Source organism: Tenacibaculum todarodis (genome assembly GCF_001889045.1).
Taxonomy (GTDB): Bacteria; Bacteroidota; Bacteroidia; order Flavobacteriales; family Flavobacteriaceae; genus Polaribacter; species Polaribacter todarodis.
Genome location: NZ_CP018155.1, coordinates 1,513,524 through 1,532,890, shown reverse-complemented (window position 1 = coordinate 1,532,890; position 19,367 = coordinate 1,513,524). Strand labels below are relative to the sequence as shown.

Annotated in this window: 21 protein-coding genes and 1 tRNA gene; 13 read left to right on the top strand and 9 right to left on the bottom strand. The window is 29.1% G+C overall.

All coding sequences use genetic code 11. The annotated features are described in order from the left end of the window. The 8 genes from hemN (at position 1) to LPB136_RS06940 (ending at position 7,630) form a co-directional block, all read left to right on the top strand. Positions 1 to 1,371, top strand: coding sequence for an oxygen-independent coproporphyrinogen III oxidase (hemN, locus tag LPB136_RS06975; protein ID WP_072555425.1), 1,371 nt, complete (start codon positions 1 to 3; stop codon positions 1,369 to 1,371). Between the two features lie 100 nt (positions 1,372 to 1,471). After that, positions 1,472 to 1,654 (top strand): cbb3-type cytochrome oxidase assembly protein CcoS, encoded by a 183-nt coding sequence (gene ccoS, locus LPB136_RS06970; protein WP_072555424.1) that lies wholly within the window; start codon positions 1,472 to 1,474, stop codon positions 1,652 to 1,654. A 7-nt stretch (positions 1,655 to 1,661) separates the two neighbouring features. Continuing rightward, positions 1,662 to 3,863, top strand: a complete 2,202-nt coding sequence (gene ccoN / locus LPB136_RS06965; protein ID WP_072555423.1) for a cytochrome-c oxidase, cbb3-type subunit I — start codon at positions 1,662 to 1,664, stop codon at positions 3,861 to 3,863. Positions 3,864 to 3,867: 4 nt separating this feature from the next. Next, positions 3,868 to 4,035 carry a cytochrome C oxidase subunit IV gene (locus LPB136_RS06960; RefSeq protein ID WP_072555422.1) on the top strand — a complete coding sequence of 56 codons (168 nt, stop codon included), beginning with the start codon at positions 3,868 to 3,870 and terminating at the stop codon, positions 4,033 to 4,035. Positions 4,036 to 4,047: 12 nt separating this feature from the next. Continuing rightward, positions 4,048 to 4,917 (top strand): cbb3-type cytochrome c oxidase N-terminal domain-containing protein, encoded by an 870-nt coding sequence (locus LPB136_RS06955; protein WP_072555421.1) that lies wholly within the window; start codon positions 4,048 to 4,050, stop codon positions 4,915 to 4,917. Between the two features lie 30 nt (positions 4,918 to 4,947). Beyond that, positions 4,948 to 6,369 (top strand): cytochrome c oxidase accessory protein CcoG, encoded by a 1,422-nt coding sequence (gene ccoG, locus LPB136_RS06950; protein WP_072555420.1) that lies wholly within the window; start codon positions 4,948 to 4,950, stop codon positions 6,367 to 6,369. Between the two features lie 110 nt (positions 6,370 to 6,479). Further along, positions 6,480 to 6,926 (top strand): FixH family protein, encoded by a 447-nt coding sequence (locus tag LPB136_RS06945; protein WP_072555419.1) that lies wholly within the window; start codon positions 6,480 to 6,482, stop codon positions 6,924 to 6,926. Next, positions 6,926 to 7,630 (top strand): sulfite exporter TauE/SafE family protein, encoded by a 705-nt coding sequence (locus LPB136_RS06940; protein ID WP_072555418.1) that lies wholly within the window; start codon positions 6,926 to 6,928, stop codon positions 7,628 to 7,630. The genes LPB136_RS06945 and LPB136_RS06940 overlap by 1 nt, the downstream gene beginning before the upstream one ends. On the opposite strand, the gene LPB136_RS14070 is transcribed toward LPB136_RS06940, so the two are convergent. Continuing rightward, a complete protein-coding gene (locus LPB136_RS14070; RefSeq protein WP_204218314.1) occupies positions 7,627 to 7,767 on the bottom strand; it encodes a hypothetical protein in 141 nt (46 codons plus the stop codon). The genes LPB136_RS06940 and LPB136_RS14070 overlap by 4 nt on opposite strands. 357 nt (positions 7,768 to 8,124) lie before the next feature. Here LPB136_RS14070 and LPB136_RS06935 point away from each other — a divergent pair, with 357 nt between their 5' ends. The 5 genes from LPB136_RS06935 to LPB136_RS06915 all read left to right on the top strand — a co-directional run bounded on the left by LPB136_RS06935 (position 8,125) and on the right by LPB136_RS06915 (position 12,412). After that, positions 8,125 to 9,369, top strand: coding sequence for a tyrosine-type recombinase/integrase (locus tag LPB136_RS06935; protein ID WP_072555417.1), 1,245 nt, complete (start codon positions 8,125 to 8,127; stop codon positions 9,367 to 9,369). Between the two features lie 6 nt (positions 9,370 to 9,375). Then, positions 9,376 to 10,461: a hypothetical protein gene (locus LPB136_RS06930; protein ID WP_072555416.1), complete on the top strand. Its 1,086-nt coding sequence runs from the start codon at positions 9,376 to 9,378 to the stop codon at positions 10,459 to 10,461. A gap of 72 nt (positions 10,462 to 10,533) precedes the next feature. Continuing rightward, complete coding sequence (locus tag LPB136_RS06925) at positions 10,534 to 10,869, top strand: helix-turn-helix domain-containing protein (protein ID WP_158009615.1); 336 nt, start codon at positions 10,534 to 10,536, stop codon at positions 10,867 to 10,869. Then, positions 10,869 to 11,207, top strand: coding sequence for a hypothetical protein (locus LPB136_RS06920; protein ID WP_072555414.1), 339 nt, complete (start codon positions 10,869 to 10,871; stop codon positions 11,205 to 11,207). The genes LPB136_RS06925 and LPB136_RS06920 overlap by 1 nt, the downstream gene beginning before the upstream one ends. A gap of 2 nt (positions 11,208 to 11,209) precedes the next feature. Continuing rightward, positions 11,210 to 12,412 carry a primase-helicase family protein gene (locus LPB136_RS06915; RefSeq protein WP_072555413.1) on the top strand — a complete coding sequence of 401 codons (1,203 nt, stop codon included), beginning with the start codon at positions 11,210 to 11,212 and terminating at the stop codon, positions 12,410 to 12,412. 258 nt (positions 12,413 to 12,670) lie between these two features. Here LPB136_RS06915 and LPB136_RS13950 read toward each other — a convergent pair whose 3' ends face one another. From LPB136_RS13950 to LPB136_RS06875, 8 genes are all read right to left on the bottom strand, one after another. Continuing rightward, positions 12,671 to 13,066: a DUF6508 domain-containing protein gene (locus LPB136_RS13950; protein ID WP_083426194.1), complete on the bottom strand. Its 396-nt coding sequence runs from the start codon at positions 13,064 to 13,066 to the stop codon at positions 12,671 to 12,673. 21 nt (positions 13,067 to 13,087) lie between these two features. Beyond that, entirely contained in the window at positions 13,088 to 13,519 is a 432-nt protein-coding gene (locus LPB136_RS06905; protein ID WP_072555412.1) for a hypothetical protein, read from the bottom strand. Beyond that, positions 13,519 to 13,890, bottom strand: a complete 372-nt coding sequence (locus LPB136_RS06900) for a helix-turn-helix domain-containing protein (RefSeq protein ID WP_072555411.1) — start codon at positions 13,888 to 13,890, stop codon at positions 13,519 to 13,521. The genes LPB136_RS06905 and LPB136_RS06900 overlap by 1 nt, the downstream gene beginning before the upstream one ends. An 11-nt stretch (positions 13,891 to 13,901) precedes the next feature. Next, positions 13,902 to 14,426 (bottom strand): hypothetical protein, encoded by a 525-nt coding sequence (locus LPB136_RS06895; protein WP_072555410.1) that lies wholly within the window; start codon positions 14,424 to 14,426, stop codon positions 13,902 to 13,904. Positions 14,427 to 14,568: 142 nt separating this feature from the next. Next, positions 14,569 to 17,922, bottom strand: a complete 3,354-nt coding sequence (locus LPB136_RS06890) for an Eco57I restriction-modification methylase domain-containing protein (protein WP_072555409.1) — start codon at positions 17,920 to 17,922, stop codon at positions 14,569 to 14,571. Positions 17,923 to 18,494: 572 nt separating this feature from the next. Beyond that, positions 18,495 to 18,568 (bottom strand) — tRNA-Arg (locus LPB136_RS06885). 44 nt (positions 18,569 to 18,612) lie between these two features. Beyond that, a complete protein-coding gene (locus LPB136_RS06880) occupies positions 18,613 to 18,840 on the bottom strand; it encodes a putative signal transducing protein (protein ID WP_083426193.1) in 228 nt (75 codons plus the stop codon). Positions 18,841 to 18,855: 15 nt separating this feature from the next. After that, positions 18,856 to 19,008 carry an SsrA-binding protein gene (locus LPB136_RS06875; RefSeq protein ID WP_072555407.1) on the bottom strand — a complete coding sequence of 51 codons (153 nt, stop codon included), beginning with the start codon at positions 19,006 to 19,008 and terminating at the stop codon, positions 18,856 to 18,858. Between the last annotated feature and the right edge of the window lie 359 nt (positions 19,009 to 19,367).

Genomic DNA, 19,367 nt, shown 5'->3' with positions numbered 1-19,367 from the left:
ATGAAGAATTCACTAATTCAAAAATACAATATTCCAGGACCAAGATATACTAGTTATCCAACAGTTCCTTATTGGAATAATGACACTTTTTCTAAAGAAAAGTGGATTAAAACATTTAAAAAATCTTTTACAGAAAGTAATTCTGAAGAAGGAATTAGCGTTTACATTCACTTGCCTTTTTGTGAGAGTTTGTGTACGTTTTGTGCATGCCATAAACACATTACAAAGCGTCATGAAGTAGAAGAGGAGTATATTGAAACTGTTTTAAAAGAATGGAAACTATATGTTGCTTTAGTTGATGAAAAACCAATTATTAAAGAATTGCATTTAGGAGGAGGAACCCCCACTTTTTTCTCTAAAGAAAACTTGCAATATTTAATGGATGGTATTTTTAAATTGGCAGAAAAACATCCAGAATCTGAGTTTAGTTTTGAAGGGCACCCAAATAACACTACCAAAGAACAGTTACAAACGTTGTTTAACTGTGGTTTTACAAGAGTAAGTTTTGGAGTACAAGATTATAATGAAAAAGTGCAAAAAGCAATACATAGAATTCAGCCTTTTGAAGCTGTAGCACAAGTAACCAAATGGTCACGAGAAATAGGCTATACATCTGTAAGTCACGATTTAATTTTTGGATTACCACATCAAACTTTAGAAAACGTAATTCATAGCATCAACAAAACAAAAGAATTACAACCAGACCGAATCTCGTTTTATAGTTATGCTCATGTTCCATGGGTAAAAGGAGTTGGTCAACGTGGTTTTAATGAAGAAGATTTACCGAAAAATGAAGAGAAAAGGGAGCTTTACCAAACAGGTAAGGAACTTTTTGCAGAATTGGGCTATGTAGAAATTGGTATGGATCATTTTGCGTTAAAAACAGATAGTTTATACAAGGCAACCATTAACAAAACATTACATAGAAATTTTATGGGTTATACGGCCAATAAAACGCAATTAATGATTGGTTTGGGAATGTCTGCAATTTCCGATTCTTGGTATGCCTTTTCTCAAAATGTAAAAACGGTAAAGGAATACCAGAAGTTAGTTAACGAAGGAGAAATTCCAGTTTTTAGAGGCCATGTTTTAACGGAGGAAGATGCAATTATAAGAAAACATATTTTAAATATGATGTGTCATTTTTCCACTTCGTGGGAAGAAGAAAGCATGAAAATTAATACCATTGAAACACATTTAGCATTGTTGAAAGAAATGGAGAACGATGGTTTGGTTGCAATAGATTTAGCATTCAAATCTTTATCAATTCCAGAAAAAGCAAGACCATTTGTAAGAAATATTTGTATGGCTTTTGATGTACATTTATTAGAGAATAAGCCCAAAACAAAATTGTTTTCTATGACGGTTTAGATTGGTCTAAAATTTTCAAAAGAAAAGTTAAACATGACAAATATCATATTTTAAGAAATCAATCAATATTATTTTTGATGTATAATTTATCAGGCAAGATATGAGCGTAATATACCTACTGCTTTCACTAAGTATTCTAGTGGCAATTGTATTCTTTATCGCATTTATTTATTCAGTAAAAAATGGACAGTACGACGATTCGTACACACCATCTGTGCGTATGTTGTTTGAAGATGAATTGGTTAAAGAGCAACCAGAAGAACTAACAAAAACTAAACATTAAATTAATTATGGAAATGCAACAATTTTATTACGATAATAAAATCGTTAAGAAGTTTATCTACGCAACGCTACTTTGGGGGATTGTAGGTTTTAGCGTAGGTTTACTTCTTGCTTTTATGTTCTTATTTCCCAATGTAACTAGCGGAATTTCTTGGCTAAGTTTTGGGCGTTTAAGACCATTGCACACTAATGCAGTAATTTTTGCCTTTGTAGGAAATGCTATTTATGCAGGAGTTTATTACTCATTACAACGTTTGTTAAAAGCAAGAATGGCAAGTAACTTTTTAAGTAATTTTAATTTTTGGGGTTGGCAATTAATAATTGTTGCTGCCGCAATAACATTACCTTTAGGATATTCTAGTTCTAAAGAATATGCTGAGTTAGAATGGCCAATAGATATTGCTATCGCTTTAGTTTGGGTAGCTTTTGGGGCAAATATGATTTGGACAATCTTACAGAGAAGACAACGCCATTTATATGTTGCTATTTGGTTCTATTTAGGAACTTTTGTTACAGTTGCCGTCTTACATATTTTTAACAGTTTAGCATTACCGGTTAGTTTTTTAAAATCATATTCTGTGTATGCAGGTGTACAAGATGCTTTGGTGCAATGGTGGTACGGACATAATGCAGTAGCATTTTTCTTAACCACACCTTTTTTAGGATTGATGTATTATTTTGTTCCTAAAGCAGCTAACAGACCTGTGTATTCATATAAGTTATCAATTGTACACTTTTGGTCTTTAATTTTTATATACATCTGGGCAGGACCACATCACTTATTATATACCTCTTTACCAGAATGGGCTCAAAATTTAGGAGTAGCATTTTCTATTATGTTATTAGCACCTTCTTGGGGTGGAATGATAAATGGATTGTTAACGCTTCGTGGAGCTTGGGATAAGGTTAGAACAGATCCGGTTTTAAAGTTTATGGTTGTAGCAATTACTGGTTATGGTATGGCAACTTTTGAAGGACCAATGTTGTCTTTAAAAAATGTAAATGCAATTGCACATTTTTCTGATTGGATTATAGCACACGTTCACGTTGGAGCTTTAGCATGGAACGGATTCTTAACTTTTGGTATGTTATACTGGATGATACCAAGATTATTTAAAACAAAATTATATTCTACAACGTTGGCAAACTTCCATTTTTGGATAGGTACTTTAGGTATTATAATGTACGCTTTACCAATGTATGTTGCAGGTTTTGTGCAAGCGTCTATGTGGAAACAATTTAATCCAGATGGTACATTAACGTATGGTAACTTTTTAGAAACTGTAAATGAAATTATACCAATGTATTGGATGCGTGCAATAGGAGGAAGCATGTTTATTTTAGGAGCTTTTGTAATGCTCTATAATGTTATAAGAACTGTTAGGTCAGGAAGTGATGTTACAGATGAATTGGCAGAAGCACAAGCGTTAGAAAAAGTTTCTAAGCATAGAACGTCTGGAGAAGCATGGCATACTTGGTTAGAAAGAAAGCCTATTAAATTAACAATTTTTGCAACTATTGCAATTTTAATTGGTGGTGCAGTACAAATAATTCCAACATTGCTTATAAAATCGAATATTCCAACAATTAGTACAGTAAAGCCTTATACACCTTTAGAATTAGAAGGTAGAGATATTTATATAAGAGAAGGTTGTGTAGGTTGTCATTCTCAAATGGTTCGTCCTTTTAGAAGTGAAGTAGAACGCTACGGAGAGTACTCTAAAGCTGGAGAGTTTGTGTATGATCATCCATTTTTATGGGGATCAAAAAGAACTGGGCCAGATTTACACAGAATTGGAGGGAAGTATTCAGATAGCTGGCACTTAAACCACATGTATGATCCACAAAGTACCTCTCCAGGATCAATTATGCCTTCTTATCAATGGTTATTAAAAGATAAGTTAGATAAAACAGGAACTGAAGATAAGTTAAAAGTTATGGTAAGTCTTGGTGTTCCTTATACAGAGGAAGAAATAGCTAATGCACAAGCAAACATGGACGCTCAAGGAAGAAAAATAGAAGAGAACTTACATCAAGATCCAGATTTTGCAAAAACGTATGAAGCTGATAAAAAATATGCACAAGAAAATGGGCAGGATTTTATTGAAATGAAAGACAGAGAAATTGTAGCAATTATAGCTTACTTACAAAGGTTAGGTGTAGATATTAAGCTAAAAGATGTTCAAGACAAACTAACTTCTAAAAACTAAAACGATGTTGAAATTTGTAAAAAAACACATGGAAAGTATAATTGGAATAGAAATTTATCCAATAATATCTTTAATCATATTCTTTACCTTTTTTGTAGTCTTATTTTGGTGGGTTTTTACTGCTAAAAAAGAGTATATAAATAAAGTAAGTCAATTACCATTAAACGATTAAAAAGAAATTAAAATGAAAAAATATATACAATCAATAGTGTCTTTTATTTTTGTTTTTTCGATGCCATTTCTATTAGTCGAAGTAACAAAAGCATATAATGAGCCTTATAATTTTCTTGAAAACCCATTGGTTTGGGTGCTTATTTTGTTTTTTGGATTAGTAGTTGTGTTCAAAGAAGTTTTAGCAGTAACTGCAATAAAAAAAGCAGAAAAACTTCAAATGGAAAAAGATGGAGTTGTTCCAGAGAAAGTTGATCCTTGGGCAGCTATAAAAGCTATTATTCAACGTTGGACAAATTCTAAACCAATAGAACAAGAAGGGGAAATTGCCTTAGATCATAATTATGATGGAATTAGAGAATTAGACAATTCGCTTCCACCTTGGTGGAAATACATGTTTTACGCTTCAATAGTTTTTGCTGTTGTGTATTTAGTTCGTTTTGAAGTTTTAGATGGCGATAATCAAATTGTTGAATATGAAAAAGCTGTAGCTCAAGCACAAGCTGAAATCAATAAATTCAAAAAATCTTCACCAGATATTATAGACTTAGAAAATGTAACATTATTAACCGAAGCATCCGATTTAAGTAGAGGTAAAGCGGTGTTTAATTTAAACTGTGCGTCTTGCCATATGGCAGATGGAGGAGGTTCTATTGGACCAAATTTAACAGATGAAAACTGGATTTTAGGTGGCGGAATTAAAAATGTATTTGCAACCGTTTCTAATGGTGGTAGAGATGGAAAAGGTATGGTTGCCTGGAAAAAAATATTAAAACCAATTGATGTGCAAAAAGTTGCAAGTTATGTGTTGTCTTTACAAGGTACAACACCCGCAAAAGCAAAAGCACCTCAAGGAGAGGTTTGGAAAGAGGAAGCAAAATAATAGTGAAAGAGAGTTTTTAATTAGTTAATTATGGAAACACCCGAGAATGAATATTTTAGAGATAGTATAGGTACTATTGATGAGCAAGGTAAACGTTCTTGGGTATATCCTAAAAAACCCAGCGGTAAGTTTTATAAATATAGAACTACCGTTAGTTATTTTTTGCTAGCTTTTCTCTTGGCTGCACCTTTTGTAAAAATCAATGGGAATCAGTTTTTACTCTTTAATGTTTTAGAGCGTAAGTTTAACATTTTTGGTTTTCCATTTTGGCCACAAGATTTTCATTTACTCGTAATTTCTATGATTATTGGAGTAGTTTTTGTAATTCTTTTTACAGTAGTTTTTGGTAGAATTTTCTGCGGATGGATTTGTCCGCAAACCATTTTTCTGGAAATGGTTTTTAGAAAAATAGAATACTGGATTGATGGTGATAGAGGAAAACAAATTCGTTTAGAGAAGCAAGCTTGGAATGCTGAAAAAATCAGAAAAAGAGTTACTAAATGGATTATCTTTTTTATCATTTCATTTATTATCGCAAATGTGTTTTTAGCTTATTTAATCGGTGGAGACACTGTTATTGAATATATAACAGGTAATCCGCTAGATAATACAAGTACGCTAATTTCATTGTTAATTTTTACGAGTGTTTTCTATTTTATTTTTGCTTGGTTTAGAGAGCAAGTTTGTATAATAGCTTGTCCTTACGGGAGGTTGCAAGGCGTTTTATTAGATAATAAAACAATAAATGTTGCTTACGATTATAAACGAGGAGAAGGAGAGAAGGGAAGAGCAAAATTCAAGAAGAATGAAGATAGAAAAGAAGTTGGAAAAGGAGATTGTATAGATTGTAAACAATGTGTTGTTGTTTGTCCTACAGGAATAGATATTAGAAACGGTACACAGTTAGAGTGTGTAAATTGCACAGCTTGTATTGATGAGTGTAATCATATAATGGAAAAAGTTGGTTACCCTAAAGGATTAATTAGGTATGCAAGTGAAGAAAATATTGAAAAGAAAACACCTTTTAAGTTTACACCAAGAATCAAAGGATATTCTTCTGTATTACTAATTTTAATAGGATTTTTAATAGGAATGTTGTTTTTAAGGAATGATGTTGAAGCTAGTATTTTAAGGCTGCCAGGGCAATTGTATCAGCATAAAGAAGGTAATGTTATAAGTAATGTTTATACCTATAAAGTGGTAAATAAAACTACAAAAAATATTGAAAACGTTCAGTATAAATTACTATCTCATCAAGGAAAAATTGAATTAGTAACACACACAAACTTCGAAGTTCCAAAACAAGGTTTAGCAGAAGGAACATTGTTTATAGAAATAAACGCATCAGCATTAAAAAAAGATAAAGAACAACTTAAAATAGGTGTTTTTAGTGGAGATAAATTAATTGAAACCACAACAACCAATTTTTTAGGGCCAAGAAGTTATAAATAGTTAGTTTGAAGAGTGAAGTTGAAGGAAAATTATAGTATAGGAAAGATTGTTATTTCGACTTTAAGAGAAATCTCATTATAAAATTTTTAGGTTTGCAAAATATATAAATTATGAAAGTAAATTGGGGAACAGGAATAGTAATTGCAATTATAGCTTTTATGGGATTCATACTTTTTTTTGTGATAAAAATGAGTAGCAATAAAAAATATAGTTACGATCTAGTTTCAGAGAAATACTATCAAAAAGAGTTGGTATATCAACAAGAAATAGATGCTGCAAATAATGCAGCAGAATTAAAAGAAAAAGTTACAATAAAAAGAACTATTGAAGGTTTACAAATCTATTTTCCAAAGGATTTTTCTTCTGAAGAAATTAAAGGAAAAGTGTTCCTATATAGACCATCTAATAAACAGTTAGATTTTGAAATACCTATTTCACTTTCTAACACATATTTGCTCGTGCCTGAGGATCGTTTATTAGATGGTCGTTGGAACATTATTGTAAAATGGAAAATTAAAGATAAAGATTTTTTATTTAAAGAAGAATTAATTTATTAATGTTAGCAACAGCACTTATATTTGGTTTATTGGGTAGTTTTCACTGCATTGGTATGTGCGGACCAATAGCATTTATGCTACCATTAAATAGAAAAAATAAGTTTAAACAATTCCTACAGGTTGCTAGTTATCATTTAGGTAGGCTTTTTACCTACAGCTTAATCGGTTTGCTTTTTGGAGTCTTAGGTAAAGGTTTTTATTTCTTCGGATTTCAGCAAGTTATTTCTATAGTAGTTGGTGTTTTAATGATTCTATTCATATTGCTTCCAAAGGTGTTTAATCAGTTTAAATCTTTTGATTTTATTCAAAGAAAACTGATGAAAATAAAAAGTAAATTAGGAAAAGAATTAGCAAAAAAAGAAAATGATACTTTTTTTACAATCGGATTTTTAAATGGATTTCTTCCATGCGGATTGGTGTATATGGCACTTTTTGGTGCTCTAGCAACTGGTAACGCCTTTAAAGGAAGTTTGTATATGTTTCTTTTCGGCTTAGGAACTGTTCCTTTAATGACAGTTGTTGCTTACTTCGGAAACTTTTCTAATGTGTATTGGAGACAAAAGATTCAGAAAGCAATACCTTTTGTAGTTGTCTTTGTCGGAATTTTATTTGTATTAAGAGGTTTGGGTTTAGGAATTCCATTTGTATCGCCTCTAGAGCCAGTTTTAACCAAAACTTTAGAAGCTACATCTGGTTGCCATTAATTTATATCTTCTTTATTTTTACCGCCAAGTACTAAAACTAATACTGCCGCAATTAAAAGAACGCATACAATTGCAAAAACAGCAATCATAAAAACACCGTTTCCCCAAGAAACTAAAGGTAAATTCTGTAACATCATAATTTTTAAATTTTCATCAAAAATAAATTGATAAAACTGTTTTAAAAATGACTTTTGTCATAAAACAAAAAAATATGATGTAGTGAAATAAGCAAAAAGGAGAAGGAATAAAAAACCCTATCAATTAATTTTGATAGGGTTTTTCTTGTGACCATGCTAGGATTCAAACCTAGAACCTCTTGAGCCGTAATCAATTATTGTACTATTTGTTTGTGTTGTGTTTGTTGTTTTCTGTTACTGTAAATCAATGACTTGTGTTTATTTAGTATTGTTTGTTACTATCTAGTATGTATCTATTATTGTTTTTTGTGGGCAAATTGTGGGCAAATGATTACTTTTGTTTTTAAATGCTAGACAATGATTTATACTATTTCAATTGTATTGGACAAAAGACGCTTAAAAAGTAATGGAACTTATCCTCTTAAATTAAGAGTGTTTAATCGTCAGCTTAAAAAGGACAAACGTTATTCTTTAGATATTGATTTATCAGAAAAAGAATATACTGAAATTTGGAAAAACCCCGATGGCTTAAAATTTAGAGGTGCTAAAAAGGAACTTGAACTAAAACTGAAAGGAATAGAAGCAAGGGCAAATGATGAAGCAAAACAAATAACTGTTTTTGACTTTGAACAATTTGAAATTAAATTTTTCAGAAAGTCTTCAGATAAAAACAGCGTAAAATATTATTTTGATACTGTTATTAAAAATAAAATTAAGGAGAACAAAATTGGTACAGCAGAAAGTTACAAATACACTTTAAACTCGTTAAAAGAATTTAGCGAAATTGAGAACAACTTAAATGTTGATAAACTTACCTTTAGTATAATTACTTATAGTTGGTTAAAAGAGTACGAAAAGTTTATGTTGGCAAAAGGAAAAAGCTACACAACAATTGCAATTTATACTAGAACATTAAGGGCGGTATTTAATATCGCAATTGAAAATAATGATATAAGTAATGATATTTATCCTTTTGGGAAAAATAAATACAAAATACCAAGAACCAAAAAAGTGAAAAAAGCATTAAACTCAGTACAATTAAAAAAGTTATTTAATGCTGAAACTTTAAATGATAATGAACAGAAATGTAAAGATTTTTGGTTTTTTAGTTTTGCTTGTAATGGTATGAATTTAAAAGATATTGCTCTTTTAAAATATTCAGATATTAAAGATGACAGGTTTAGGTATTATAGAGCCAAAACATTTGATAAGTCTGCTGAAAAAAGTGTTATAACTATTTATTTAACGGATTTTACAAGTTCTGTAATTAATAAATATGGCAATAAAAATAAAAGCGGTTTTGTATTTAATATTATTGATATTAAAGAGGATGACGAAACTCATTACAAGAAGATAAAAAACTTCAATCGTTATATTAATGACCATATTAAAAGAATAGCAATAGCAAACGATTTACCTAAAGACATTAGTTTCTATTATGCTAGACATTCTTTTGCAACTAATTCTTTAAGAAAAGGTGCTAGTATGGAGTTTATAAGTGAGGCTTTAAACCATAGTGATTTAAATGTAACTAAAAATTACTTTGCAGGTTTTGAAGATGAAGCCAAAAAAGAATTTGCTAATACAATAATGGATTTTTAGATTTATATGATTTTAGAAAAAATAAATATTATTATTAGAAATAAGTTTGGAAGTATTGAAGAAGGAGATGGAAATTTAAGTGAAATTGAAATCATTGATAAATATTTAAACTTTACAGATATAAAAGTAGAAAAACACCACATTTGTCTTCTTAGGGACTATATGGATAATGATATTTTATTTGAGGAGAAATTGAAACTTTTTTCACCAGAAATTCCTCTTTTTAAAAAAGAAATAGAACACGATTCTTGTATCGATTGTGAATTAAATTGTTTTTCTAATTTGAACTATAATTTAGATTCATCTACCCTATTCTTTATTATGCAAATCCATAATATGGAAGGCGTTTTAAGTAAACAAGACAAAAAGAAGTTAAGTTTAGAGTTTTTCAATCAGTTTTATGTTTTAAATGGTATTTGGTGTTATAATCCAAATAGAGTAGGTAAACTTATTAAAGACTATTATTTAGAATTTTTAAATAAATCATTTTATAATCGCAATGCTATTGAGAACCTTAAAGACTTGTATTTATCTAAAGACATTTTATTAAATGTTTCTGAACGGTTTAAAAATATGAGTGAAGAGGAGAATTTTGCTGAAGGGGATTTTCTTATCAGATTTATAAACAATAAAATTGAATATTATGAAAAAATGTATGCTATTGAGAAAGAATTGAAAAAACCATCATTGAGTGTAGATGAAAATAGTGATGCTGGCAACTTTAATGAAAAAACAAAAAAAAAGAAAAGCGAAATTGTTTTAGAAAGAATAAATGAATACGGATTTTCTGAACTTGAAATGTTAAAAGATGTAAATGTAGTTTCTTTAATAGAGCATATTTTTATTAAAACTAAACTTCCCTATCAAATAGCTTATTTATGGCACTTGGGTTTTGTTGATAAGATTGATGCTGAGCAATGTAACTCACAGAAAGAACTCCATAAGTTATTAGGAAGAATAATTGACGCAGATGAAAGAGCTGTAAGAGGTAATGTTAATGGAATAAAACAAGAAAAATCTACTGATAGAAAACGATATACTGCTTATAAACATATTGAAAAAGTAAAAAAACACTATCAAACTTTAAAATAGGGAGTACTCCCTCGTATTTGCCCCTAAATGACCTTCCTACAATTGTACTATTATTAATTTAAAAGTATGATTATGATATCATTTGAACAAACGCAACAAGATGTTGCAGAGGTTAAAAAAGACCTCAAAGAATTAAAAGCCTTACTACTTGAAAAGGCAGAAACTACAACTGGAGGTGAAACTCCAATTAAAGTTGATGAAGTTTCCAAACTCATTGGTTACAAAAAACAAACTATCTACAAGTATTGCCGAATTAACAAAATTCCGCATCACAGAAAGAGTAATCGTTTGTTTTTCTTCAAATCTGAAATTACAGATTGGGTAAAACTAGGGAAGCAAAAAACGATTACCGAAATTGAAGCTGATACTGATGCTTTTTTGTCTAACCGAAAAAAAAGGCAGAAATAATGGAAAACTATTCAGTAAAAGACAGTGGTCTTACGAGAAATGCAATCATTCTTTTAGAAAGAATCATAGTTGTATTAGGTAGATTGAGAGTTGATAGGATTTTAGATTTAAATCTCTGTCGGACAATTGAGCATTTAATTTTAGAACTCGAAAAAATTAGAATTCTAATTAATTTACTGCCAAGGCTAGATTGGATTGCTATTCAAAATATAATTGACGAAGCCTATTCTAGAGACAAAAGCTCTACTGGTGCAAATATTATGTTACGTTGGAAGGAATGTAAACCAGAAGATGAAAGAATTTTACTAATCCATTACAAAATCACTAAAAACAAATAATTATGGAGTTTAAAAGGATAGGTACTGACTATTTTAAAATTTGCAATGTGCCATTGCTAAGTGGCGATAGTATTAAGATGTTAAGAAAGTGGACAAAAGGAGAAATAATTACAGATAATGGTAAAGATTTCCTTCAGACAATAAAAAAATATGATGGTTTTATAACAATTCCAGATCATGTAAATTATAAGCAAGAAATTAATTCTTTCTATAATGAGTATGAGAAAATTGAACATAAACTTATAAAGGGTGAGTTTCCAAAAACAATAGAATTTTTAAAACATATTTTTGGAGAACAATATGAAATAGGTATTGATTATCTAACTATTTTATGGCAAAAACCAATTCAGGTTTTACCAATTTTATGTTTGGTAAGCGAGGAGAGAAAAACTGGAAAAACTTCTTTTTTGAATTGGTTAAAATTAGTTTTTCAATCAAATATGACTATCAATAAAAATGAAGATTTTAGAAGTAGATTTAATAGTGATTGGGCATCTAAACTAATAATTTCTGTAGATGAAGTGCTGTTGGATAAAAGAGAAGATAGTGAGCGAATTAAAAATCTATCTACAGCTAACACTTACAAAACCGAGAGCAAAGGGAAGGATAAGGTTGAAACCAATTTTTTTGGCAAGTTTATATTATGTTCTAATAATGAAGAAAATTTTATTCAAATAGATAATAAGGAAATACGTTACTGGGTAAGAAAAGTAAATACTATCACTAAAGAGGATGTAGATATGTTAATTAAGCTAAAGTTAGAAATTCCTCAATTTTTATATTTTCTAAATACCAGAAAAATTAAGTCTGAAAGATTAACAAGAATGTGGTTTACAAAACAGCAAATTTACACACCAGCTTTAGATAAAGTTGTTAAAGGTAATAAGACATATTTAAGCCAAGAAATAAAGGAAATTTTAATAGATGATTTTGTTGCGTTCGAAGTTGAAGTATTGAGATACACTGCATCTGATTTATTAGATAAATTAATTAAAAGTAATATAAGAGCCATACGTAATAAAGTTTCTAGTACTATAAAAAATGATTATGGTATAGATACTAAAAATGGGAGTTATAAAAAGTATTTTTCATCAATTAGTCTTGAACAAAAATCTATAGTTTGTTCTGAAACTAAAAAAGGTAGATATTTTGAGTTTAGAAAAGAAGATTTTATAAACGAAAGTGTTGATAGTTGCTTATTTTAAGAAAAAATAATGGTAGCAAGGGTTTTGCGATGTAACAAGCAGTCAACAAAGTGTCAACGGTTCAACTTTTAAAAGTGCTGTTGACACTTTGTTGACTTGTTGTTTTGGTTTAAGTTGTTGTTTGTGTGTTGTTTACGTGTGTTTTGTAACAGGACAACAGGATTTAATGATTTTAAACAATAGAGTTTTTAAATTGTAGTTTTTTTTAAGTATAGCAACAGTTTTGTTTAGGTTGTAACAATACTTTTTATAACGGATTTATAAACTATTTTTAAAGATTTGGTTTTTTAAGTTCATCAGAATTTTTTCAATAGTTCCGTTTTTAAAACAAGAGAGAGTGTAACCTTCATTAAATCTATTAGAACGAATTATACAAGTCATTACTTTGCATAAAGAGATTTTATCTAAACTAGAATAATCAAAATTATTATTTGTTAAAATCTCTTTGCCAAGTTTCCAATCTAACCAGTTAAAAACTGGCGGTAAATTTAATTCATATATAATGTTTAAAGTTTTACTAATAATTTTAGCACTATCTATGTAATTTCCAAAATCTTTAGTTTCCATAATTTCTGGAATACAATCAAAGAGTTTGTTCCATTGATTAAAAGTTATTTGATTTAAGTGGTTTTCTAAATTTTCAATTTCAATCATTTCTTTTATAATAATACTAATTTATTCGTTATTTCTAGAGATTAGCATTTTGTAAGGAGACACTATAGGTAATATCATTCCTTTAAATTTAGTGTCTTGTAGTTGTTGAAAAATTAGTCCTCTGGCAGTTGAAAAACTGATACCAATTAAGGTGGCTATAAATTGACCTGAAAAAACAGCTTTATTATCTTTGTTTAACTGATATTGGTCTTTTAGGTCTTCGATAGTGTAATGAAAGTCTATGTGATACTTAACACCAATATCATTGTTAGAAAGTAGGTTGATAAATAACTCTATTTTAACTCTTTCTTTTTCAAGATTATGTTTAGTGTTGTGAGCTACACTAAATTCAAGGTTCAAATTATCAGTAATAGTGTCATCATTAATATAGGTGTTAATAACATCAATATTAAATAACTTTATTTTATCAGGCACTATTGTGTTTTCTTCCATTATACTGCTTCTTGTGTATAATAAGTTTGTTCGTAATTATCTTTAGCCGTAGCTACTTCATTAGAACCGCCTTCGACCATACCAAGATAAACATATTGTGGTTCAGGGTTTAATAAATTGGTGTTTAAAGCAACTTCCATTTTGGTTATGCTTTTTAATGTTAAATTATGTAATCCTGAGAGCCACTTAGTAACTTCTGAAGGTCGTTTATTTAGCATTTTAGCAAACTCACTTTTCTTTATACCTTTTTTCTTTAATATAGAGCACACTTTTTGTGTAATCTCTAAATTACGCTCTATAAACCTATCAATTTCAGGGTTTTTGTTTTCTGTTAACCAGTTATTTAGTGTGTTTTCTTTTGGGAATTCCATTTTTGTTTCTTTTAATAATAGAGTATAAAATCTTTACTACAGCTTATTAATGTGCAATCTTCGTTCCAAATAATATCTTTTTCTCTAAAAGCATTATCTATGGCTTTAGTTAATGTGTTTGCTAAATTAAAATGCTTTCTAACATTTAGACATTCTTGGGCTTTTTGTTTTGTTTTAATATCGCCATTAAAAAGGAATACGACATTGGGGCTTGCTTTTAAGCAATACAATCTTAAATTGTTTGCTTTTTTCTTGCCAAACTCGACATAGTAAGGTTTTTGGTCTTTGCCAATTGGCGGTAATGCAGAAGTGTCTGCAAATTTTGCTTCATTTCTAAAAAAACGATTTTGTGCACCATATTTTTCACCTATTAATTGTAACCATTTTTGAATATGATATAACTTGTCCTTGTTTTCAATCGTATGTTTTTCAACAAATTCTTGATAAAGAGTTGTTTCATTATCCTCTAAACAAACAGAGTAATATGCTACTCTGTTGAATTTGAATAATGGTTTTATGCGTGCAAAGTTATTCACTTATAAGTTAATTTACAAATTTATTTCACTTTAAAGTGAAATTTTAACGTTTTATGTTATTAATAACGTGTCCTTAGATTAATTCAAAAGTACAGTTATTATAATATTTTAAAAAAATAAATATAGAAATAGTTGTTAACGATTAACTATTCTCTACAATTGCAATTTCCTCCTCAGTTAAACCATACAACTCATACACCATTGCATCTATTTCTTTGTCTGTTTGGTTAATTTGTGTTTGTAATTCTTGTGCTTTTTGTTTGTTTTCTTCAAAAAGGTCTAACCACTCAAACTCGTCTTTTTTGGTTAAAGTTGGTATAATTTCATAAGGTGTGCATTCTTTTAAAGCGCCTTCTGGTTCTCCTAAATCTATAATTGCATCTTTTTGGCGTTGCTTATTGGTTGCTTTTATGGCTTTGTTAAGCTCTTTTATAAAATCTCCAAATTCTAATTCGTGCCAATTTTGTAGTTTTTTGGAGAGTTTTTCTAAGCTAAATTTTTGTTTTAGGTAGTTTTGGAATTTATTATCAATAAGTTGAAAATTTTTAGTTTCTGAAAGCATTAAATCTACTTTCTCTATAAAAGGAATTTGACTTTCAATATTTTTAAGTTTTGGTAATGGAAAGGGTTCTAAATATTTTGTCTTAAATCTAAAATATCCACCTCTTAATACAGCACCAGTTTGTTGTAAGTAATACCAAAAAACAGAAGAGTTTAAAATAGCTAACCAAAATTTATTATCTAGTACAATATTTTTGTTTTTTTCAAGGGTGTAGACTTGTGTATTATGATAATAACCAAAACTATCAATAGTTAAATTACCACCAAGGGAAGTTTCAGGAGTTACAATTTTTTCTTGTTCAAAAAGACTTATTTCTCTAGACCTGTGCAAACTATACCATGCTTTAGGGTTTGTTTTATATCTAACTTTTTTTTCTATTAATTCTTCTTTAAAAGGTAGCATATAATTATAAGCTAATGGATAATTTTCCTTTAAATATTCTTCATCTAATGGTATTGTTTTTCCCTCTTTTTCAGAATGTGGATATAAACAGAAATAGTCATTATTTAATGAAGCGTATTTTTTTACATTTTCGCCTTTTAATAATGGTTTTACAATGTTGGCTTCAAGTATAATTTCACCATTAATTTTATCAGAAAAACCAATAAATTTATCGCCTTTAATAATACCTTTCATTAAAAAAATATCATCACCAACTGAAACTACACCTTGACTTATGTTTTTAAAAACATCTTTTACTGTCCAAGGATTAGTGTTTAATTTTCTGAAAAGTTTTTCTATTGTCTTACTTTTTAAATTCCATTTTTCTTTAGATAATGAATCATAACTACTAATTTCAAAATCAAACGGATTAAGAATATCAATAGGTTTAACATCTTTAAATTTAATAACAGAATTGCTGTGAGCTAAATTTATTATGCAAGTATAAGTTGAAGCATCAGAAAAGACCATCTCAGAACCAAAAGTTAATATCGATTCTACAGATTTATTATCAACAAAGAATTGCCTAATACCTGTTCCAAAATCACTAACTAAGAACTTGTGAGGAAGTATAAATGATACAATTCCATCATCATTAATTAGGTCAAAAGATTTTTCCATAAAAAGTACATAAACATCAAATCTACCAGTTGCAGATTTAAACGTTTTTTCATAAAAAATAGATTCCCTCTCGAAATTTTCTCTTAATCCTTGAACTCGTAAATAAGGCGGATTCCCAATAATTACATCAAAACCACCATTTTCAAATACTTGTGGGAAGTTTTCTTCCCAAGAAAAGGCTTTGTCTCCAGCAACTGTTTTACTATCAATTAAAGAATTACCACATTTAATATTGCTACTTAAATCGTTTAACTTTCTACGTGGTTGTGCAGTTCTTAACCATAAAGATAATTTTGCTATTTCTACAGATTCTTCGTTTAAATCTACTCCAAAGATGTTGTTTTCTAAAATGGTGTTTTCAATATCAGAAAATTGTAATCCGCCTCCTAAAACCTTAGTTTTAAGTTCGTCTATATAATTGTGTTCTTTTATTAAAAAGTCTAACGCTTGGTTTAAAAATGCTCCAGAACCACAAGCTGGGTCGCAAATGGTTAATTGTAACAACCATTCTCTATAAGTATCTAATATTAAAACTAGATTTGTAATTGTGTCTTTATGTCTTTTTTTACGTCCTCTAAAATACTCTTCTTCTTTAAAACCGAGTTCAATTTTCTTTTCTGTACATAATTTACCAATGGTGTTTTCTACAATGTATTTGGTAATGTATTTTGGTGTGTAAAAAACACCGTCTTTTTTACGTTTACTGGTTTGCTTGTCAAAATCAGATCCTTCAATTTCTGCATTTACACTTTCTATTTCATTTAAAGAGTTTTCAAAAATGTGCCCTAAAATATTAACATCAACTTGGCTTTCAAAATCGTAAGCAGCTAATTTGTGCGTATGTCTGTATAATAACTCATTATCTATTTCTAAAGCATCTAATAAGGCATCTTCTTTAAATAATCCTCCATTATATGCATAGATTTCTGCATTGCCACCTTGTGCTTGTCTTCCTTTGTCTAAAAAATTAAAGTAGAGTTTAAAGAAATTATATAGAGGTCTTACATCTCCATAATCATAATCTTTTTTCCATCTTTCTAAAATAAGTTCTGTACTATTTGCTGGTAGTAAACTTCTATCTTCAGCAAAGAATATAAAAAGGAATCTATCTATTAATTTTTGAGATTTTTTAAATAAAGTAAGTTTTACATTTTTTTCTAATGCTTTTGTTTCGTTTTCAGATAGGGTAGCGGTTGTTGCAAATTTTGTTTTTAAACTTTTTGCGTTTTGTTTTACTAAATCTCTATATAATTCTCTTTTAAAGAGTGAATAATCTTTATAAAAGCCTTTTGTAATTTGTTGCTCTTCTACAATAGATGCTTCTTTAATTTTTAAAGGAGCATTGTTTATGATATTGTCTTTTTGTAAGCATAAGTAGAATAACTCAAAACGTTCTGGAGTTAATTCAAATAAATTAAACTCTTCAAATTCTGTTGCATCATTTATATAAAAACGGAGTTTCTCAAAATTAGAAGTAATTACATACACACAACCTTTTTGGTTTGCTTTATAATCAAACGCTTGCTTGCGTATGCTTTCTAAATCTTTGGTGTTTGTACCTTTTAATTCAATTACACCTATTGCAATATCTTTATGCAAGATTGCACCATCTGCTTTACGTGCATTAGTTTGGTTTTTATATTCTGCAACTAAATTAAAATCTGCTTTTGGTTTTAGGGTGTAATCTAAAATATTAACAAACAGTTCAGTTAAAAAAATACCTTGGTATTCTTCTTCTTTAGAACTACGGATGTTTTCTTGTATTGTTGGATTTAAAAAATACGTGACATATTTTTTGTAGGCTTTATTTACTTGCTCTTTATTTTGTTGGTTGAGGTATCCTTTTAGAACAGAAGTTTGGAATAATGACATTTGTAGCTTGCAATTTTTTTGAAGCTTAAAAATATAATTTTAATAGAACAATACGGTTGTTTTATTTTTAAAATTTAAAACAACAAGAGTGTTATTCTTTTTTTATAATTGAATTACTGTTGTTGCAATACTTCATGTGAAACAATTATTGTGTTGAAATGTTGTTTGTTTCACAGCAATACTTGTGTTGTATTTTTAATTAAGTAGTTGCAATACTGTTTAATTCGTAGCAATACTTATTCTATATTTTCAATTGAGTTGTTGCAATATTGTTTAATTTGTAGCAATACTTATGTTGTGTTTTAAATTAAGTAGTTGCAATACTGTTTAATTTGTAGCACTACTTATTCTATATTTTCAATTGAGTTGTTGCAATACTGTTTAGTTGGTAGCAATACTTATGATGTATTTTTAATTAAGTAGTTGCAATACTTTTTAGCTGAATTGTTTTTGTTGAAGTCTGTTGGAAAAACGAATCTTATTTAAGATTAATTTTCATTTCATGGGCAAATCGTGGGCAAATGAAAAAACCAGTACGTTCAAAATGTCTTTGAAAGTACTGGTTTTATTAGTGACCATGCTAGGATTCAAACCTAGAACCTCTTGAGCCGTAATCAAGTGCGCTATTCAGTTGCGCCACATGGCCTTTTTGCGGTTGCAAATATAAGATGTTTTTAGAAATTAAAAAGACTATTCTTCAATTTCTTTTTTATAAGTTTCAATTATTGGTTTAGCCTTCTCTAAATCAGTATTTAAAATAAATAATTGAGCCGATAAAGAATGAGACCCAAAGCCAGCTAATCTGCCAGATTCTGCTTCATCTTTTAGTATTGTTGGTATCTCTGCCTGCTCTAAAATTGTTTTTAATCTGCTAGCAATTATAGGCATTCCCGTAAAAATTTTAACATGTTCTTGCATAATTAGTAGTTTAAGTTAATCTAAAGAATTCATTGTTATAAAAGCTTTCCAGCCAATTATTGCTAATTGAAATTTAGAAGCTTTAGTTATATCCAACTTCTGTTTAGTAAAAGAAGGTAAAAGAGCTTTGTTTAATTTTGCTATAAATTTAAAAAAATGTTTTTTCATTATAAGTTTGGTTGTACGCCAAAAATAATCATTTTTTTCTTTTATAGAGCAAAGCTACTTTAATAGCCTTGCTCATTTAGGTAGATGTTAGTTGTCTTTTTCTTTTAGCAAATTTCCCACATTAAAAATAAATAGATATAATAGATATTGTGGATTCAATAGTTTCAATTGTTAGTGTAATGATAATTGTGAACATAGTTTTGTAGTGTATTTAAGTTAGTAAATTAGTGTAATTCTAGAATTGTCTTCTCAATATATGAGGGTTGTAAATCACTACCAAATTTTTTCATCACTATTGATTTGTTTGACTTTATATATGAAGTTTAAAAAGCAACAACTGTTTTAAAATGTTATGCAGT